The following is a 20,076-nucleotide window of genomic DNA, read 5'->3' on the forward strand; positions in this document are numbered from 1 at the left end:
TTAATGCTCCTCAGTATCTTCTGCTATTGGGCGTAGGCTATGTAGCGTGGCAGGGAAACGCAGCAATCGACTGTAATGCCTGCGGCGACGTAGCACATACCACAGGCCAAACAGGTTGACGACCATGGCCAGCCCTAGGGATTGCCAGGCCTCCAGTGCCGTATGTTGAGCCAGCATGATGACTTGCGCCAACAGGCCCAGCCACAATGCCAACCCAAGTAAGCCGACCAACAAGCTGTAGGCCAGCAATGCCATTACACTGTTAGCAGCACGTTCGCCTTCGAGTGTGAACAACTGCAATTGATCGTGCAGGATGCTCTTGATCTGTCGCCACCAGCCGGAAAGCTCTACAGAGAGCTCAGGCGGTGCAGAAGCACCCGCCGAAGCGGGTGCTTCTGTGGTCTCAGCAGCCTTTTCAGCTGGCATCATGCCCACCGGAGCGGCTGTTCAGCCACATGGCGAACAGGGCTCCGCCGGCCACCGCTACACCCAAGGACAATAGCGGGTTGTTGCGAACATGAGATCGGGTGCTGTCGGTTAATTGCTGTTGCAAATTGTGCAATTGCGCATTCTTTTCTGATATCGCATCGGCTGCGTTATGTGCACCCTTTGCCATGCTGTCCACTGTATCGTGTGCGGTGCTCGTGGCTTTCTTGATGGCGGGACCGGCAGCATCCGATGCACTATCAATGGCTTTGTGCGCGCTGCCAGACGCAGAATCGACGCCGCTATCAAAAGTATTCTTGGCATCTTTAGTGGTGATTGACTCTATTGATTTACTCATTGGAACTCCGTTGATGCGCAACGTGGCGGATTTGCCATGGTTTGCTATTTAACTGGTTCTGAAGAGTTTATCGGTGGGGGAATGTTTGGTCGGTGCGCTATCGCGCATAGGAACAGTGAAGTGCGTCAAGTGTCAGCAAAGAAAGAATGCTCATGGCAGTTTTTACGCGATGGGTTTGCGCTCAACGTAGCGACAGAACGGTGGCGGGTGTAAGCACCCGCCCTAGGGTTTCTCTCGCGGCTCAATTAACCGCTCTATGCCCTCGCTGTTGCGCAACCGTATATCCACCTGCTGGAAGGCGATTTCAATGCCGGCTTTGTTGAACTCACGGTCGATGTATCGGTTTATCTCGTCGATACCAGGGTTACGATCCCCCAATGCTTTTACGTGAATACGCAACTCATGGTCGAGCGTGCTGTCACCAAAGTTCAGGAACAAAACCTGTGGTTCGGGGTCTTTTAACACGCGCGTATTGGCGTGGGCGGCCTTGAGTAAAATCTTGCGTGTCTTTTCCAAATCAGACCCATAGGCCACGCCGACTTTCACGATCACGCGCGTCACCGTATCGGTGAGCGTCCAGTTGATCAGTTGCTCTGTAACAAAGGTCTTATTCGGCACAATGATGTCTTTGCGGTCAAAATCGGTAATGGTCGTGGCGCGGATGCGAATTTGTTTAACACGTCCAGACAGGTTGCCCAGCGTCACAATGTCACCAATGCGCACCGGGCGCTCAAACAGAATGATCAAGCCCGATACAAAGTTGGCGAATATTTCCTGCAAGCCAAAACCCAAACCGACACTGAGCGCGGCGACCAGCCATTGCAGTTTATCCCAGCTCACGCCCAGGCTCGACAGCGCGAGCACCAAGCCCACGGTGGTGATGATGTAGTTCATCAGGGTTGTGATGGCATAGGAGCTGCCCTGTTGTAAGGTCAAGCGCGACAACACCAGCATTTCCAGTAGCCCTGGCAGGTTTGCCGCCAGGAACAGCGTAACACCCAGAATAAACAACGCCGAGCCAAGGTCCGCCAAGCTCATGGGGGTCAGGCTATCCGCATCGCCGTATTGCCACAGCACGAAACTGTCGAGGTAGCCAAAGGCCGTGAACAAGTCGGCCCATACCCAATACAGCAATCCACCAAAAACCGCCAACAGTAGGAAACGAGCCAAGCGCAACGTCTGCAAGCGCACCTTTTGCACTTCCGCTTTGATTTCCGGCTCAACCGTAATGCTCTGTCCGTCAGGCGAAGGGGCAGGGTTGGCCAAGCGAGCAGCTTGCGCTTCGCGGTCTCGATGCAATTGCAGGCGTGAGGTCGACAGTTCAACACCGCGCATGACCGTGACCTCCGCGATCACCCAACCAGTCAAAACATAGAACGTCGCCAAGAAGCGGCCCGTCAACTGCAAGGCGGAGTAGTAGTACCCAAACGCCGTCAGGACGACCAAACCAAGCGGCAGCAACACCAGTACCAAGGTCAGTAGCCAGTGTATGCCTTCCGATTGATAGAGCTTCGGCAACTGCTTCAAGAGTCGTGAAAAAAGGATAGCGATCCCGATACCGGCAGCCAGCATCACAAATACACCGAGTATATCGTCCGCCAATGCCATGGTTTGTTGCTCGGCCAAGGCCAGCACGAAACTTGTTGGCAGCAATACCCACGCAAACCGGCTGAGAAACAACAATAACGTGTGGCGTTGGCCGGACGACCAACTGAAATGCAGTTTGGCGATTCCGCTAGAACTGAGAAAACGGCGAAGAAACTGCACCACAAAAAGACTAAAAGCAAAGGCGGTTAAGGCCGGGCCAACGGCAGGAATGCCGTCGCTGCTGGTGTTACTGAGCAGAGTGCCAAAGGAAAGCACCAACAAACTGAGGGGTAAGGCTTGTAAGGCAACCCACACCAGGGCCGTAGGCGTTAGCCAAGGCGAAGGCGGGGTGGGTGCTTCGGGCAGATCGACTGCAGCGCCTTCCATCGGCGGTGCCTCCGCTTCGGACTCCGGCGTTACCTCCGCGGTCATAGCGGCCGCTGCCCAAAGCGCCTGGGCGTCATTGTAGACCTGGATCTCATTGTTTATGTCGGTGATGCGCTGCGCCAACCGAGCACGGATCGAGAAGAGGCCAAACGCCGAGATAAACAAAGCGATGGCGAGCAATACACGCCACGTCGGTAAATGCGCAGGGTCGAGCCCTAAACGAATACTGCCGGGTAAATTGGTGATCTGATTCGTTAGCTGGCCCGGCAAGGCCAGCAACCAGGTGACACCCAGAGGGCGATTACTGGGTATCCAAAACAACTGTTCCTCTAAGGAATCGCGCAGCCGGGCACTGGTCTCCGCCAAGGCGCGTTGTTCGGACTGCAAGGTCACTGCACTGGTCACCAGGTCCTGCAGTTCGTCGAGCAATTCTTCCAAAGGTAAAAAGGCGGAGAACCGCAGTGGCTCATCGCGCACCATGCGTTGCAGCTGCGTGACCTCGAACTGACGTAGGCGAGTTTCTGCAATGAGGTCAGACAATTGAGGGTCAATACTTACATCGGGCAGCGCTGTGCGTTGCTCTTGCAGTACGCGGTAAATTTGCACACTGCCCGACAAGGCGAGGATGTGTTCGTTCAGCGCTGCTTCATTTTGCTGCAAGCGTGCGTGTTGTGAACGGACGCTGTTAAGGCGTTCTTCCAACGTCTGCCGCGTGACGTTCAGCCGAATGATCTCAGCCCCTAGCGTTGCCGAATCGATCGTCGCTGTTTCAGCCGTTACAGTGGCGTTTTGACCCAGCACCGTGCCGCTTGACCACAGCAGCAGGGTGAAGAGCGCCAAGCGACGAAAGAGAGCAGGCATGGTAACCGTCCTTTGTGTGCAGTTGGTTATTACATTGGCGGGTGTGAACACCCGCCCTACTAGTTATCAGCCCCGAGAAACGGGTGTTCACACCCGCGCAACACCGACAAAGATCATTAGATATTACAGGCTTTAATCGCCTTTTCCAGCGCATCAATCGCTTTCGGGCGCGGAAAACTCGCCCGCCACGCCATCGCCACCGTCCGCGTCGGTGGGTTGCTGGTGAACGGCCGCGACACCAACCACTCCGAAGAATACGGCGTATGCTGCATGGCGCTGCGCGGCAAAATAGTTACCCCTAAGCCCGAAGCCACCATGTGCCGAATGGTTTCCAGCGAGCTGCCATCGGCCATGGTTTTAACCTTACCGTGAGGATCACGTGTAGACCGCGCAATCGCGGGGCAAGCTTCCAGAATCTGGTCGCGGAAGCAGTGGCCTTCACCTAACAGCAGCAATTCCGTTTGGTTTAATTCTTCCACCGTAATACTGTTCCGTTCCGCCAATGGATGATGCGTGGGCAACAACACCTCAAATGGCTCAACATAGACCGACTTGGTCAATACGTCGGTTTCGGTGAAGGGTAGGGCGACAATCGCAACATCGATTTGCCCGGTACGCAAGCGCTCCCGCAGCCGCGCGGTGTAGTTTTCTTCAATATCCAGTGACATATTCGGCACCAATGCACGCAACTGCGGAATCAGGTGCGGAAAGAGGTAAGGTGCAACGGTGTAAATAGCGCCTAATTTGAGCGCACCGTTCAAGTCGTCGCCGGTATTGCGTGCGATCATCTCCAGGCGGTCGGCCTGCTCAATGACTTTCTTCGCCTGAGTGATCAAGAGCTCGCCAATGGGCGTAACCATCACCATACTGCGGCCACGTTCGAAGATCTGCACGTCCAAACGTTGCTCTAACTTGCGAATGGCGACACTCAGTGTGGGTTGGCTCACATGACAACGCTCGGCCGCTTTGCCAAAATGCTGGTCTTCGGCCAATGCCAATAGGTAGCGCAATTCGGTTAGGGTCATGAATGCTCCTCGGGAATATGCATCATAGATTAATGCTATCTAAAATTATAAATTGATAACGATTGTACATGGAGCGCACTATGACACAAGCAAAAATATTGACCGTGGGGTTAGGCGATTTGGGGGGCCGAATTGCCCAGAGTACCCAAGCGGCCTTCCCCTCGGCACAGGTGGTTGGAATGCGCCGCGGAGAGGGAACACCAGCCGGCATATCGCTTCTGCGCCACGACGCAGCTGAACCTTGGAAGGATGCATGGGCCGAGCCGTCCACCTTGCAGGGGCTAACCGATGTGGTGCTCTGCATTTCGCCCGGCGGACGCACGATAGAGGCTTATCAACAGGCCTATTTAAAGGTTGCCCATCAGTCTTACGCATGGTTGCAACGGCATGCACCGCAGGCGCACCTATGGCTGGTATCGTCCACTGGAGTTTATGGCCAGCAGCACGGTGAATGGGTAGACGAAGAGTCTGCTACCGAGCCTGAAAGCCCAACCGCACAGGTATTGGTGGAAACCGAACAATTTTGGCTGCACAGCGCCCAGCCCGCTACCATTGTGCGTCCGGCGGGGATCTATGGGCCGGGCCGCGAATACATGTTCCGGCAGGCCCGCGAAGGCTTCACCATTGCTGACCCAGAGCCCATCTACACCAATCGTATTCACATCGACGATGCCGCGCGTGCTGTCGTGCATTTAATGCAACGCCGCGTACAAGGCCTCCCTGTTGCAGATCGTTACAACCTCACAGATAAGGACCCCGCCACCTTGCAAGAGGTCTTAACCTGGCTACAGCAGCGGTTTGGTGTGACGCCGACCGAGCAGCGTACCCTGAATCGGGGCAGTAAGCGCATCAGTAATCAGCGGTTGTTAGACACCGGATTCACATTGCGGTATCCGTCCTTCCGCGAAGGGTATGAGGCCATGTAGGAGGCCAGCCCTCTGGCCGAATGATCTTCCGTAGGAGGCCAGCCCCCTGGCCGAAAATTCGCGCAGAGGGCTGCGCTCCTACGATGTCGATACTCCACCACAAGGTGCCAGCACCTCTTGCCATAACCTCACATGCTCGCGAGTGACGGTACGCAATAACTCGGCATCCGCTTCCAGCATTTGCATATGCGTATCCCAAACCTCTGGGACAGCGTCCGTCATGGTAGCCAGCCGCCGCACGGCGCCCAGCAGTTCCTCCCCATAGCCGTTCAAGCGCGCAATATACGGCTGCACCTCGCCAATAAAGAACATCACCAGTACATTGTTTGCTGCAGTACTGCGCTGCGTGGCGCGCTGAGCGGGGCACAATCGACCCGCCGCCACGCCATGTTGCAACCGACTGTTGCCTTCTTCCAATCCGGCGATGCTTAACTGCACCGAACGATGCCATTGGCCCAGCACATTGTGTTGCCCCATGCGCTGGTACAGCGCTTCAAATTCACGATTATCCGGCAACGCTAACGACGGCCAGTTTTCGACCCAGCCAGTCATAATGCGCAAATCGTCCAGGGTGCCATGAATGCCCGGTATAGCGTCAGCAGGCCATGCGGCGCTTTCAGTTTGGAGTAAGTGCCGTACTTCTGGCGCGCCCAAGGTGCCATTCCAGGTCACCAGTGGCCAGTAAGTCTGCTTCTCGGCTTGCCACTCAGCCAACACCGCACGCAAATCGTCGTCGGTACGCGGGTCGTTCATGCAGGCTTCAATGGCACCTAACAGGCGTGATTCAAAACGCCAGCGCTGCGTCGGCGCCATGACGCGGCCGAGAATGCTGTTTCGTTCGCCGATCAGCGTAAACAGTTCGCAATGGCGGGTATCCCAAAACGAGAGAAGATTGATACGCACTTCCGGCACATCCCATTGCACAGCGCGGGCCGGTGGAGCAGTCACCACGCTCGGCACAGCCCACTCTGGCTTAGGCGCGTCCATTACATTGCTCAATCGGTTTAGGTAATCGTCGAATAAATCTTGGCCGGTTTTGGCACAACCGCTCAGCAGTAAAACTGCGACGGCAAAAAACAAAAAGCGTACCCTATGAACCATTCGGGTAAAGAGCTCGTAATCAGCAAGATCGAAAGGAGCCTTACACATGCCAGCAGTCACTCGTAAACAATTACTCACTTGGGGTCTTCCCGTCCTTATCTTGTTTTTTGCCTGGGGCATCTCGCGTTTTATGGCGAGTACGCCGCAGAATGTCGCGCCCGCCGTCGCTGAAGGCGAAGTCCGGGTGGCTGGAGACACCGCAACAGTCTCTGTATTCACGTTGCAACGCGCAACGTTGTCACCCGAGCTGACGTTGTATGGTCAGGTCAAGGCAGCACGCAGCGTGCAGCTGACGGCCCCCTACAGCGCCACGCTGGCCGAGCTGTTGGTAACAGAAGGTGAACGTGTCAGTGCCAACCAACTATTGGCGAGGTTAGACACTCGCGACCTCGAACGCCAGCGTGCTCAGCAAGAAACTCGTCTGCGCGACATCACTGCGCGGCTTTCACTGCAGCGTACTGAGCACAGCGCGAATGAAGAAGCCTTGGCCATCGAACAAGAACTCTTGGTGATCGCCCAGCGAGCCGCCGAGCGCACGCGCAATCTGCAAGCGCGTAATTTAGCCGCTGAAAGTGATGTGGAAGCTGCCGAGCGAAACCTGCAGCAGCAGCGCCTCAGTGTCAGCAGTCGCCGCTTGGCGGTGAACCGCTTTGCCGACCAACAAAGCCAACTGCAAGCGCAGCAACGTGAAGCGGAATTGGCCTTGCAGCAACTCGACGATCAACTGGCCGATGCGGAAATTCGGGCACCTTTCGCCGGACAAGTCGCGGAACTCAATATTGAAGCCGCCAGCCGCGTGACGGCGCAAAACCCGGTCATGACCGTGGTCAGCAATGGCGAAGCACGGGTTGAAGCCTTGTTGCCCACGCATCAACTGGCCTCAATCGAAGAGGGTATAAGAGGGCAGCTCGCCATGGGCGACCGCCAATACGACGTGCAACTGCTTGGCTGGGAGCCCATTACCCGCGGCGGCAGCGTGCGGGCCCGTTTTGCGTTTGATGCGTCGCCGGAGCGGCTGGTGGTGAATCAGTTTCACCGGCTGGCGCTCGAACTGGCCCCGCAAGCCGAAGTGTTTGCCGTGCCTGCACCCTACCTGTATGAAAATCGCTTTGTGTACCGCGTGGTGGATGAACGACTGGAACGTGTCACGGTCGATGTAGTGGGATACCGGCAGTCGTTGAACGGTAGTGGTGCGCCCAGCGACCTAACCTGGACCCTAATTCGCAGTGCGGACCTTGCCAATGGTGACACAATTCTGGCCTCTCGCTTGCCAGATGCAGCACCGGGCTTGGCGGTAATAGTGCGCGGAGAGGTGTTCTGATGGGCGGTATTATTGAAGCCTTTGCGCGCCATCGGGTAGCGCCCAATGTATTGATGTTCGTGGTGCTGTTGTCGGGTTTGTGGGCGCTGGACCGCCTCAACACCCAGTTCCTGCCGGATTTCGACCTCAGCATCGTGCAAGTGAATGCAGACTGGCCGGGTGCCAGTGCGCAGGACGTACAAGAAAGCCTGACCATTCCATTAGAACAATCTCTGCTCAGCAATACCGACATTGATGAACTGCGCAGTACCAGCTTCGAAGGTGGGATGAACATGAACATGACGTTGCGCGAAAGCGTGCGCGACGTCAATCAGGCGGTGGCCGACATTGAAAGTGCGTTAGCCACCGTACGGTTACCCGATGGCGCAGAAGAGCCCGAGGTCACGCAGTTTGTGTTCTTCGAGGATGTGGCCGATGTGCTGCTTTATGGCGACCTCACCATCGAAGAACTCCGCACCTGGGCTCAGCGTGCCGAACGCTCATTGAAGCAATCGGGTATTGCCCGCGTCGAAATAGAAGGTTTGCCCGATGCGGAGATCCGTTTGGAAGTCCCGGTACCGCAATTGCTGGACAGCCAACTCACCTTGGGCGACATCGCCCAGCGTTTGGGCAGTCAAAATGCCAATTTGCCAGCGGGCATAACCGGCGAGAACCAACTGGCCACACAATTACGTTTTCAAAATCGCGAACTGGAGCCGCTGGCGCTCGGTGAACAACTGATCCCAACTGAAAACGCCAATCGTTTTACTCGTGTGGGTGACCTCGGCACGCTAGAACGGGTCTACGACAACAACGACACACGCATCTATTTTGACGGTAAACCAGCCGTGCGCCTGAGCTTGAGTCGTGCCAGTGGCGAAGACACGCTGGTGGTGGCCGAGAACCTGCGCCAGTGGCAGGCCACCTTCGAGCCCGGATTGCCAGAAGGCATCGAACTTTACGTTTACAATGAAAACTGGCGGTTTGTGCAGTCGCGCATCAAGATCATACTCGACAGCGGTCTGGGCGGTATTTTTCTCGTCCTGCTGGTGCTGTTCGTCTTCCTGAACCATCGTCTCGCCTTTTGGGTGGCGCTGGGTATTCCAGTGTCGTTTATGGCGACGCTGATCTTTCTTGATCTGTCCGGCAACTCGATTAACCTGATTTCCTTACTCGGGTTCCTTGTTGCACTCGGCATCATTGTCGACGACGCCATCGTCGTCGGGGAAGATACCTATGCCCATGTTGAAGCCGGGGAGGACCCGGAAGATGCGGCCGTAGCCGCAGCCAAACGCATGTTGCCTGCGGTTTTAGCGTCCAGCGTCACCACCGTCGCTGCCTTCTTGCCGCTGCTGTTAGTCACCGGTCAAGCGGGCACCTTCACCAAGGGCGTCCCCATTGTGGTGATCTTCGCCATCGTGGCTTCACTGATTGAATGCTTCCTGATCTTGCCCGGTCACTTGGCGCACAGCCTGAAAAAACGCGGCACACGCAAGCCGAACCCGATTCGTCAGCGCTTGGAGTCAGGTATTGATTGGTTCCGCAATGTGCCTTTCCGCGCCGCCGTGCAGTTTGCCGTGACTTATCGCCTGGTGACCTATGCCGCCGCTGTTGCGTTCTTAATGATCGCCATCGGGCTATTGTCGAGCGGGCGGGTGAAATTCGTGTTTTTCCCCGATATTCAGCAACAGCAAGTCACCATGGAAGTGGTGTTCACCGAAGGTACTCCGGTGTCTGAAGTGGATGCGTTCATCCGTACCATGCAGCAAGAATTGCGTGACTTGGAAAACGAACTGAACTTCTCGTTCGTGAACACCTTGCTGGTGGAGCTAAACCGTGGCAGCCCGGAACGTGGTGCCCTGTTTGTGGAAATGGACGGTGACACCGACCGACCCGTACCTAACGGTGAAATCGTCAACCGCTGGCGTGAGCGCATGAACGTGCCAGCCAACGTGCTCAGTGTGCGCTTTGTACAACCCGCACAGGGCCCAGGTACGTCGGGCGTAAGTGCGCGCTTACGCGGTGAAGACCTCGATGAACTCAAGGCGGCCTCCAACTGGCTTCAACGTGAATTGCGTGGCTTTGGTGGGTTGCGGGAAGTGAGCGACAACCTCCCGCTGGGCAGTGAGCAGTTGTCGTTGCAACTGAACAGCGAAGCACTGGCACTGGGGCTGAGCGCGCAACAACTCAGTCAGCAAATCAATGACTTAGTCAGCGGCAGAATCGTCCAGACGGTGGCGCAAGAAGGCCGCGACCTCAGTGTGCGTGTGGCCCTGCCGGAAGCCGATGTGTCGACCTGGTTCCAGCTGCAAAACCTGCCGGTACAGGTTGCTGCGGGTGAATGGCAGCCGCTGTCGGCCTTGGTGACGGTGCAGTATGCCCAAGCCATCGACCGACTGAATCGTGTCAACGGTGAATTGTCCGCCGTGGTCAGTGCGCGCCTAGCGAGCGGAGACATCACCTTGGGTGAAGTCAACCGCTGGTTGCAGGACGACGTAGCCGCCCGGCTGCAAGCTGAATTTGATGTGGTGCTGCTGGTTGAAGGTGATCAACGCTCACAAGCACAATTCCTGCGTGACGTGCAGTTTGGCGCCATTCTGGGTTTGTTGCTGATTTTCGGGGCGCTGGCCTGGGTGTTTGAAAGCTGGTTGTGGCCGTTGGCGGTGGTGGCGGCGATCCCGTTTGGCTTGGTTGGCGCGGTTGCCGGACACTGGATCATGGGCTTGGAACTCTCGGTGCTCAGTGTGTACGGGCTCTTTGGGCTATCGGGGATCATAATCAATAACGCCATCGTGTTAATCACCTTTTACCGAAGGTTAAGAGGGGAGGGCATGAACATCCACGAAGCGGTGGTAGAGGCTTCGGTACAGCGTTTCCGTGCTGTATTGGTGACCTCCCTGACCACCATTGCCGGCCTGAGTTTCTTGTTGTTCGAAACCTCGTTCGACGCGCAGTTCCTGATACCGGTGGCGGCGGGCATTGTGTTCGGCTTGGCCTTCGGCACCGTGATCATTCTGTTCTTGGTGCCAGCCTTGCTGACCAGCTTGGAACGCATGAAAGCACGGTTGCTGAAGAAAGGTACAGACGGTATGGTACTGAACCCACATTCAACGTAATGAAGGTTCGCCATGGTCGATCTGTTCTCGCGCTGGGCTAATGCACTGCGCGGACTCGCCCCATTTTTTGGTTTATTGATCTTCGGTGGGGTAGTGGTAACGGGCTTATCCGTGTTGCCGGAGCGCTTTGACGACTGGCTGTACCCCGGCATTTTGGCTCTTCTGTGGGGCCTGACCGGATTGTGCTTTCTGTATTGGTTTCGGCCGTTACCACCGTCTGCGGAATTGTTGACCACCCGCATGGGGCGCTTCAAAGTCAAAATGAAGCGCTTTTTCATGGCCATCAAATGCTGGGTGTTTGTGTTGATTTTTTTCGGCGTGATCTTGCTGACGGTTCGTTTTACTCTGCTTTGGTTTTCGTGAAACGGCGGATGACGCCGTCGAATCCCGCTATACGTGATGATACTTTTCAATGTCCCTTATGTATCACTTACCCTATACGGATAATTAACGTATCAGTGTATTCTCAGCACAGTTGTCCAGTCATCAATCTTGATGGAAGCGCAGTGCAATTCAATCGTGAGTGCACCACCGCAGTGACTGTAATTGAAGAAGGATCATTATGAATCTCCTAAAAGCTTGCTCAATCCTGCTGCTCTCAATGTTTTTGGTTGCATGTAACGTAGATGAAGAACTACCTGCAGAGACAGATCCTATAGAAAATGTCGATGACAACGATTCATCGGGAGACAACGGTAATAACACCGATCCAACCGATCCGACCGATCCGACCGATCCGACCGATCCGACCGATCCGACCGATCCGACTGATCCCGTCGACCTCGCTACTGCGATTGAAGATGCTAAGGCATTTATCAATTCGTATCGTGTGGCATCAGATGCGGCACAATTGGCCTATTTCAATCAGAACTTTGCCGACTCCGTAGCATCAGACACCGAAGAGCTGGCTTCATTCTATGAAGAGGCAGCTATCCGCTACGTAGAGACTCTATTGGTGGCCACAGCAGTCACAGGTTTTTTTGCTGAAGATGCTTATGCTTCTGGGACTCAAGGTGATGTAGAGCCTAATCACGTATGGTCGGAACCAGACTTTAATGACTTGCTGGGGAATGAGACCACATGGTTAGTGGGTACATTGGACACGAGCTCAATGTCTGCGAGCACCGATGCTGATGGCAATATGTCTATCGAAGTTACTTTGCTTCATGAAGGTATCGCGACGACAGCTCAAATGGAGTTAAAACTTCCCAACCTAAGCACAGCGACTAATACAGCTCTTTTTCGTCTAGTTTCGTTAAACATCACTGATGACGTTAGTGACAACAACTTCGCTAAAGTCGATTTTAGCCTTGGTGGTGTCAACGGTAGCGATGCCGGTCGTTTTCAGGTGTCGTTCTATAACGACATTTCGATAGTGGATCATGAAGAAGTCTACGTTGAAGATATTTTTTTCCAAGAGTTTGGCTTCGACTTTAAGTCAATGCTGTTTGAACTCAATGACTTTTCATTGCGCTACACCAACGCCAGTAAGGGTGATATTGCATTCGAAGGTAACTTGGCGTTTGAGTTGATCCGCAATCAGGTTACTCAAGAAGTTGATGGGGAACTGGTGTTACCGAGTTTGATTGATCTGAACGGATCGCTGACGGTTGGGAATCACACAATTGCTGGCGGCGTCAATTTAGCCATTGAAAACGCAGCGGAAGCCTACCTTGTTTATGATCAGCTGCGAGCCCAGGTCGACGATACCGTTGATGTTAGTGCTTTTTTTACGTCTGAATACGACCCTGCCACGAGTACCTTAGTGTTGAGTTATTCAGAGGAAGTTTTCGAGCCTTACTACACTCGCACAGAGATCGAGTTTGATTTGAACAAAGGTACCTGTGATGGAAATAGTATTTCTGTAACGATTACGAGCTACTACTATGATCAACAGGAAGTAACATCAGGCAGTCATTGCCGTCCCATTACGGGGGGCACTGCTGAACTTGGATACTTTTGGTTCGAAACGGAATCCGAAAACGAATATGTCTTAAATGGTGTGAAATATTCGTTCATTGAGTGGCGAGAGTTTGAAGCCCAAGTCTCCGTTCCGGTCGACACAAGTGGCATTGTCTTCGTCGTGAATGAAGATGCTTTTGAGGTTGACGTTCGCTATCCATACTACGGGGTGTCCCTTTACTCCATAGTGGCAGAAGACGGTTCTAGCCATAGTTGCAACAGGTACAATTATCTATCCGAGTCTATCGGCTGTATCACCTCCGCGGACGACAACGTCGTCTGGCAAACAGAGGTCTATGTTGAGCTGACGACTGAGGGTCAACAGCGCCTGCGCGTAGGTATGGAAGGAGACTTTGCACAAGTCCCACTGGCTTATGACGAATATCGCGAGTTTGAAAACATACTTGGCGACACCGGCATTAAGCTGTCGTACGGTAACGAGTCTTGGTATCTGTATGGAGAATTCCCTAACGACTCATCCTGCGAAGCATCTACCATCACGATTCGCAATGCACCGCGCAGTGCAGATGATGCGATAGAGCTTGTGCTCTACCCGGACTGCTACGACAACATCGGTACATTGTCAGTGAACGGCACCCAAGTAGGCGACGTTATAGAAAGCGCCCGCAGCATAGTGGTCAAGTTCACGGACAACACGACGGAAGAGTTGTTGAGCTGGTAATTTGTTTAGACTTCAAAATCGGTAACCGAACCGAATAACGAAGCTACCTAACGGAGGCCTTTCGAAAGAAGGGCCTCTTTTTTTGTCGCTCTCTGAATCGCCACTATCCTGTTAGCAAGCCACCCACCAAAAAATTTAGGCTTCCATTTACGTTCGCTTACGTTACTATTACATTTCGTAATGATTCAGATTCCCTGTCACCAAGGAGTAGGTAAGCCTAGCAAGTATTAACCCCCCTTTATACCGGTTTACCTACGATCTGTAGTGGTCAAGTAAAACTGGCCACCGGTTTATAGTTAATCCAGTAGTTTTCCTCAGCCTGATTCGGACTCATTCCCTTGTTGTGCTGATGCGGCCGAAGTTGACTGTAATATCCAATCAAATATTTCACGATGTGATGCTCTGCTTGCATGAATGAGCGGTATCCATAAGTAGGCACCCATTCGACCTTTAAGCTTCTAAAGAACCGCTCCATCGGCGCATTGTCCCAGCAGTTCCCTCGTCGGCTTAAACTTTGTTTGATCTGGCATGCCCACAGCGTTTGGCGAAACCTGCGGCTTGTATAATGGCTGCCTTGATCACTATGGAACATAACACCTTTAGGACGTCCACGGCTCTCATAGGCCATGTTCAGCGCATTACGGGTCAGTTCACTGTCCGGCGATAGCGACATCGCCCAGCCCACTGGCTTTCGCGCAAATAAATCAATGACAACGGCCAGATAAGCCCAGCGGTTGCCGGTCCAGATGTACGTGACATCGCCACACCAAACGCGGTTTGGCGCTTCAACGTTAAACTGGCGGCCTAGATGGTTCGGTATTTCAACATGTTCATCACCTGTTTTCTTGTATGTGTGACCGGGTATTTGGCAACTGATTAGCCCCAGATTCTCCATCAGGCGTCCAGCACGATAGCGGCTAAGTGGCACGTCCTGAGTTGTTGCCATCTCGGCGATGCTGCGTGCTCCTGCAGACCCTTCGCTGTCGCGAAATAGCTCTTTAACCTTCGCAATTTCCTTGGCCTTTCTGATACACATCGGTCTTTTTGAACGCTGTAGCCAGTATCTGAAGCTGCTGCGATGTACGCCGAATACATCACACAGCTTTTTGACCGGGTAGCTCGTCTTGAGTTTCTCGATCAGCGAGAAGTGTTCAGGGAGTCCGACATCAAGAGAGCGGTAGCCTTTTTTAGTATGTCTTTTTCCATTTCAATATCCCGAATGCGCTTTTCGAGCTCACGGATTCTAAGCTGATCAGGCGTCATCGGGGTTGCTTTAGGGCTCTGTCCATCGCGTTCTTGGCGTAGCTGTCGAACCCATTTATCCATGGTCGAATGGCCAACGCTCATGGCCTCAGCAGCCTCTCGAACTGTGTAGTTTTGATCGACAACCAATTGAGCGGCTTCGAGTCGGAATTCGGGACTAAAATTACGTTTGGGTCTTGTTGCCATACTGTCACCTAATTGCTTCTTGGTGCATGATAACACCTCTAATTAGGTGGCCAAATTCACTATGCCACTACAATCAGTAGTAAGCCATAGAAGCTTGCGCTCATCACTGGTTTCCCAGTTTTATCAGTGGTAGTTCGGCTCTAATTTAGTCACTGCCTCGCCACTCTGCTTAATCATCAATAATGCGATCAAACATTTTGAACTGATTGAGGATTCTCTATGAAGAGCACAGCTTTATTGTTGCTTTTGTTAGCCAGTTTTATGGTTTCAGGCTGTTTGCCTGAAGAAGGCCTTGGCGAAACACCAACAGAAGTTATTGATGGTGACGGTGACGACACCACCGATCCGACTGATCCCGTCGACCCTGCTACAGCAATCGAAAACGCGAAAGCATTTATCAATTCCTATCGTTCGGCTTCAGATGCGGCGCAACTGGCCTATTTCAATCAGAACTTTTCTGATTCGTTTGTGGCCGACGCAGAAGAGCTTGCCGAGTTCTATGAAGAGACAGCTTACCGTTTTGTAGAAACACTCTTCGTATCCACTATGGCTGCCACGCTGTTCGCCGAAGATGCTTATGCGTTCGGTGAGCGCGGTGATGTAGAGGTAGGCTATCAATGGGACATCAATGATTTCGATGAGTTTGCAGAATCTTATTTGCCACATGGGTTAGTGGGTGAGTTTTCGGCAGCCAACTAAACAGCAAAAACTGAAACTGGCGGTAAGACGATTGTTTCCATCACATTGACTCATGACACCATTCAGACGACGGTCGACATCGAATTGGAACTGCCGAACCTGAGTGAACTGACCGATACAGCCCACTTCAGCTTAAAGTCCGTAAACATAACCGACAATGTAGGTGATTCTCAGTTTGGCAAAGTGGCGTTTAGCTTAGGTAATGATGCTAAAGTTGCCGGAAGCTTACAGTTGGCGTTCTTCAACGACGTTGACTTCGAGCAACTGCTGTATGACGAAGCATACAGTGATCGTTTTCAGTCAATGCTGTTTGAACTTAATGATTTCTCATTGCGCTACACCAATGCCAGTAAAGGAGAAATTGTCTTCGAAGGTGGTTTGGCCATTGAACTCGTGCGCAGTGCACAAACGCATACTGATGGTGGGGATTTAATTGTACCAAACCTAGTGACTATGGACGGTGCGCTGACCGTAGGACAGAGGACGATCTCTGGTGGTATACATTTTGGTGTAGAAAACGCTGCTAAGGCATATGCCATATACGACTACCTATCCGGAGACGAAGAAGCTGATCCATTGCCGAACTTCGTGAGCATGGCCTTCGATGAAGATGACGGTAATCAGCGATTAACGGTGAGTTACAATGATAATGTTGGTTATCCGGGTTTGCTTCGTACGGAGTATTTGTTCTTAGAAGACAACGATAATTGCAGATGGGAAGGCTATATAGAAGTTATTAGAACCGACTATCGCAGTAATGGTGACGTTGACTACGATGAACAATGGTGTATTTGGCCGAGCGAAGAAACGTACTTGGATTACATCTGGTTATACGGTGTGGTTAAAAAAGAAGCCACAGTGTTTGACGTTGATTACCGCTACGACCAATGGACTGATTGGGGTTTTTCAATCAACGTCGACCTTACTGACACTGATGGGTTTGTGATACTAGAGCCTACTAAAAACTGGTCATATAGTTCTATTTCGACCTACACCATCGTGGCCGCATCCGGTCAAGATCACTCCTGCGAGCAAGCCAGCTTGGTAACTCTCATCTACGGTTGCATTACAAGTGACGACGATGACTTATCATGGCAAGCAGAAGTCTACTTGCAGCTATCATCGGAAGGACAGGACAGCTTGCGTATCGGCATGGAAACAGACCGAGCGCCGATTGACATTGAGGGCGACGATTTCTTCGAGCTTGCTAAAACGCTGGGCGATATCGGTCTGAAGCTGTCGTACGGCGACAACTCTTGGTATTTGTACGTGGATCTCTCAGATGACTATACGACGTGTGACGCGTCTACCATAGTTATTCGTGATCTACCGCGCAGTGCAGATGATGCGATAGAACTTGTGCTCTACCCGGACTGCTACGACAACATTGGTACATTGTCAGTGAATGGCACCCAAGTAGGCGACGTTATAGAAAGCGCCCGCAGCATAGTGGTCAAGTTCACGGACAACACGACGGAAGAGTTGTTGAGCTGGTAATTTGTTTAGCCTTCAAAATCGGTAACTCAACCGAATAACGAAGCTACCTAAAGGAGGTCTTTCGAAAGAAGGGCCTCTTTTTTTGTCGCTCGAACTCTCTGAAGTAGCGTCGTCGTTAGAACTCCCGATCACCGTCTCATTGCCTTCGTCGTCTGTCTGAGTTAGCCGATAAGCAATGTGCAAGGGTACAAGTTGTTGGTAGGCGACATCGACCAACCAATGTCTGCGCTGGAACCTATAGCCCAATTCTGTGTCCCAGAGCCACGCCTCTGCATTGTCCAAACGATAGCGCTCATGGCGCTGTTTGCCATTAATGCCCAGTGTTATCCATGCTTCTTCAGCATCACCTGCCGCGATGATACGGTGGACCCCCTGACTGCTGTACCAACCCCAAGGTGACAAGGCATCTATTTGAAATCGGTGGCGTTCAGTATCTAAACGGGCATTTGCGTATAGACGCGGACGAAGACTGTTTTCTCTCAGAACAAGCCGGATGTCAGTGAACTCGGCGGTCTGTTGTTCATACTCAAAAGTACTCGTTAACTGCCAATTACCAACATCAACGTTTGTGCCCAGCTTCCAATGCTCCGATTGACCGACACCCTCCCATGGGCCGTCGCTCTGCGCCGTAAAAATACGCCCGGCCTGCGGGGTTTCTTGCCGTGTGTACTCCACATACAGCCCACTTTGTTTCATGAACCGACCAACCGCTCGCCATTGCGTGTAAGAGGCGTCACCTGTGTCGCCGGTACCACTGTAGAGAACTTTTACCGGCCCAGCGTAGCCACCAACGGCAAAGCGGTTCTGCGTTGGCCGTTGATAGTTGAGAGATAAACGCCCTGGTGGGTGGAGATCGGCCGGTAGTTCCCATTGTAACTCTTGGTCAGTGGCTTGCTTCGCACCAATGCCGACTATCAAACCCACGCGCTCTGCTCCCGCATGTACCACGGCCAAAGTCTCATCGTGACTTATCGTTACCTGAGGGCGAACCCAGGCAACTGAATCCTCTGTGTTAATTTCAAAGAATGTTTCGGGTGTCGCAGTGTGTAAAAAACGGTGCTCACCCATTTGCCAATTCGGTGTCGGATTGGTTAGGTCGGAGTGAAAAGAGAGGCTGATACCTTGCAAAGAACTGCAAGCCGAAGCGCGGGTTTGCTCCGCGCTCTTTACGATGTCTGGCACGCCAGAAAACGAGCTGTGTGTAATCGTTAAGTGCTGGCAGTCTTCCCACGAAATACGTTCGGGAGTTAGCCATTTTTGCCAACGGTAGGGAGACTCCAGCAAGTCGGCCGACCACGCGGGTTGCGCAATAGCCGTAGCCAAGCATGCTATCATGAACCACCGACTTTCATTACCCTGCACGAAATCACTCCATTTATAGACCCAGTATTTAACCACAGAGGTTGCGCAGAAGGTAATTCGTTCTTTCAGTCTTGTAGCGATTCCGTGGCGGGTATAAATACCCGCCCCACGTGATGCGGGTGGGGCAGGTGTTTACACCTGCCAGCATCGTCCACGCATACAATAACTATTCGCTGGTAGGCGTCCTAGCGCCTACACACAGCTTCTTCGTTTGGTTTATACTGCGGCGATTCAATGCCATGGAAGAACACCGTGAACAGATCGTCGTTAAACCGTATTTTTCTCATCTCTCTCACTCTTTTGCTCACCGCGTGTGCCAATAGAGGCTTGCAACCCATAGGTGTTTCGCTGAGCCAACCGAGGGCGATCACGGTAGCACGTGCTTCAAATGTACAAATCCCGGCATTGCCCAACAGTTATCGCGGTATTTTGTCTTGCGACGATTGTGAGGGAATTGACACTCAATTAGACATGCTGCCAGACGGACGTTTCTGGTTACATGAAGTTAACCTTTCCACACGCCACGCCCAGCACGATACTGGCGCTTGGTCGATAAACGGCAATCAGCTTTGGCTGCAGGGGCACAATGGAGCCCCCATTATCTATTACGCGTTAAATGACGGTGGATGGCTGAAATCAAGTGCTGACGGCAACCCGCAGGATGCACGCAATGGCAATGAGTTGGTCGATGTGGGGTGGCGCCCACGCAGCAGTGTCATTGTAGGGCAAGGCATGCTGCGTCAATTCGCTGAGCAAACCGTATTCACCGATTGCGCCACCGGGTTTGACTACGCCGTGACAGACAAAGGGCAATGGGCGCAAGTTGAAGACGCCTATCGGCGAACTCGCCTTAATCCAACCGGTGCAGTATTGGTGAATGGCCCGGTTCAGTATGAGTGGGTAATGGCTGAAGATGAACAAACGCACGTTGTTACGTTTACCGAGCTACCTGATATGAAATCCGGTCGCACCTGTGGTCGAACCGCAGTTGACCTAGAAAGCAGCAGTTGGTCTCTGACGCATTTAGCAGGGATCTGGGACATAGATTTGGAGAATGTGGCCCGTCCTACGCTGGAAATTCAGCAGTCACGCCTCAGTGGCAACACCGGTTGTAACGCCATCGCAGGGGAGGTGGTGATCGACGAGCAGAACTTCAGCGTTGGCCCCGTCGCCTCCACACGCAGAATGTGTGCGTCTGGGATGGAGATCGAATCAGCGTTTTTGCAGGCCCTGCAGAATGTAGCCTACGCCAGTAAAGAAGGGCAGCTGTGGGTGTGGTATGACGTTAACATGAATCGGCTCGCGGCATTCAAGCGAGACTGATATAGCTGTGTAAGG

15 protein-coding genes are annotated in these 20,076 nt (G+C 53.0%); 8 read left to right on the forward strand and 7 right to left on the reverse strand.

All coding sequences use genetic code 11. From position 1 onward, the window contains the following. The 4 genes from NFC81_RS06330 to NFC81_RS06345 form a co-directional block, all read right to left on the reverse strand. Positions 1-429: a hypothetical protein gene (locus tag NFC81_RS06330; protein ID WP_304996684.1), complete on the reverse strand. Its 429-nt coding sequence runs from the start codon at positions 427-429 to the stop codon at positions 1-3. Then, positions 416-784 (reverse strand): hypothetical protein, encoded by a 369-nt coding sequence (locus NFC81_RS06335; protein ID WP_304996685.1) that lies wholly within the window; start codon positions 782-784, stop codon positions 416-418. Before NFC81_RS06335 ends, NFC81_RS06330 begins: the two co-directional genes overlap by 14 nt. A gap of 222 nt (positions 785-1,006) precedes the next feature. Then, positions 1,007-3,619, reverse strand: a complete 2,613-nt coding sequence (locus NFC81_RS06340; protein WP_304996686.1) for a mechanosensitive ion channel domain-containing protein — start codon at positions 3,617-3,619, stop codon at positions 1,007-1,009. 116 nt (positions 3,620-3,735) lie between these two features. Then, positions 3,736-4,644: a hydrogen peroxide-inducible genes activator gene (locus tag NFC81_RS06345; protein ID WP_304996687.1), complete on the reverse strand. Its 909-nt coding sequence runs from the start codon at positions 4,642-4,644 to the stop codon at positions 3,736-3,738. A gap of 80 nt (positions 4,645-4,724) precedes the next feature. Here NFC81_RS06345 and NFC81_RS06350 point away from each other — a divergent pair, with 80 nt between their 5' ends. Beyond that, positions 4,725-5,570 carry an SDR family oxidoreductase gene (locus NFC81_RS06350; protein ID WP_304996688.1) on the forward strand — a complete coding sequence of 282 codons (846 nt, stop codon included), beginning with the start codon at positions 4,725-4,727 and terminating at the stop codon, positions 5,568-5,570. A gap of 78 nt (positions 5,571-5,648) precedes the next feature. On the opposite strand, the gene NFC81_RS06355 is transcribed toward NFC81_RS06350, so the two are convergent. Further along, a complete protein-coding gene (locus NFC81_RS06355; protein ID WP_304996689.1) occupies positions 5,649-6,719 on the reverse strand; it encodes a DUF3080 family protein in 1,071 nt (356 codons plus the stop codon). On the opposite strand from NFC81_RS06355, the gene NFC81_RS06360 reads away from it, so the two are divergent. The 4 genes from NFC81_RS06360 to NFC81_RS06375 all read left to right on the forward strand — a co-directional run bounded on the left by NFC81_RS06360 (position 6,718) and on the right by NFC81_RS06375 (position 13,731). After that, on the forward strand, positions 6,718-7,992 hold the full coding sequence (locus NFC81_RS06360) for an HlyD family efflux transporter periplasmic adaptor subunit (protein ID WP_304996690.1): 1,275 nt from the start codon (positions 6,718-6,720) through the stop codon (positions 7,990-7,992). The two genes, NFC81_RS06355 and NFC81_RS06360, sit on opposite strands and share 2 nt — an antisense overlap. Continuing rightward, positions 7,992-11,087: an efflux RND transporter permease subunit gene (locus tag NFC81_RS06365; protein WP_304996691.1), complete on the forward strand. Its 3,096-nt coding sequence runs from the start codon at positions 7,992-7,994 to the stop codon at positions 11,085-11,087. The genes NFC81_RS06360 and NFC81_RS06365 overlap by 1 nt, the downstream gene beginning before the upstream one ends. 12 nt (positions 11,088-11,099) lie before the next feature. After that, on the forward strand, positions 11,100-11,450 hold the full coding sequence (locus NFC81_RS06370; RefSeq protein WP_304996692.1) for a hypothetical protein: 351 nt from the start codon (positions 11,100-11,102) through the stop codon (positions 11,448-11,450). A 199-nt stretch (positions 11,451-11,649) separates the two neighbouring features. Beyond that, positions 11,650-13,731: a hypothetical protein gene (locus tag NFC81_RS06375; RefSeq protein ID WP_304996693.1), complete on the forward strand. Its 2,082-nt coding sequence runs from the start codon at positions 11,650-11,652 to the stop codon at positions 13,729-13,731. A gap of 268 nt (positions 13,732-13,999) precedes the next feature. On the opposite strand, the gene NFC81_RS06380 is transcribed toward NFC81_RS06375, so the two are convergent. Continuing rightward, a protein-coding gene (locus NFC81_RS06380; RefSeq protein WP_304996005.1) for an IS3 family transposase occupies positions 14,000-15,180 on the reverse strand; the annotation gives its coding sequence in 2 pieces (ribosomal slippage) (positions 14,000-14,913 and positions 14,913-15,180; 1,182 coding nt in all). A gap of 219 nt (positions 15,181-15,399) precedes the next feature. On the opposite strand from NFC81_RS06380, the gene NFC81_RS06385 reads away from it, so the two are divergent. Both NFC81_RS06385 and NFC81_RS06390 read left to right on the forward strand, forming a co-directional pair. Next, the gene (locus NFC81_RS06385; protein ID WP_304996694.1) at positions 15,400-15,879 is read left to right on the forward strand and encodes a hypothetical protein; all 480 of its coding nucleotides are present in this window, start codon (positions 15,400-15,402) and stop codon (positions 15,877-15,879) included. A 45-nt stretch (positions 15,880-15,924) separates the two neighbouring features. Next, on the forward strand, positions 15,925-17,376 hold the full coding sequence (locus NFC81_RS06390; RefSeq protein ID WP_304996695.1) for a hypothetical protein: 1,452 nt from the start codon (positions 15,925-15,927) through the stop codon (positions 17,374-17,376). A 12-nt stretch (positions 17,377-17,388) separates the two neighbouring features. Here NFC81_RS06390 and NFC81_RS06395 read toward each other — a convergent pair whose 3' ends face one another. Next, the gene (locus NFC81_RS06395) at positions 17,389-18,711 is read right to left on the reverse strand and encodes a hypothetical protein (RefSeq protein WP_304996696.1); all 1,323 of its coding nucleotides are present in this window, start codon (positions 18,709-18,711) and stop codon (positions 17,389-17,391) included. A gap of 261 nt (positions 18,712-18,972) precedes the next feature. Between NFC81_RS06395 and NFC81_RS06400 the strand changes: the two genes are divergently transcribed. Beyond that, positions 18,973-20,061, forward strand: coding sequence for an META domain-containing protein (locus NFC81_RS06400; RefSeq protein ID WP_304996697.1), 1,089 nt, complete (start codon positions 18,973-18,975; stop codon positions 20,059-20,061). Positions 20,062-20,076: the final 15 nt, after the last annotated feature.

The sequence above is a fragment of the Salinispirillum sp. LH 10-3-1 genome, from assembly GCF_030643825.1.
GTDB lineage: Bacteria > Pseudomonadota > Gammaproteobacteria > Pseudomonadales > Natronospirillaceae > Salinispirillum.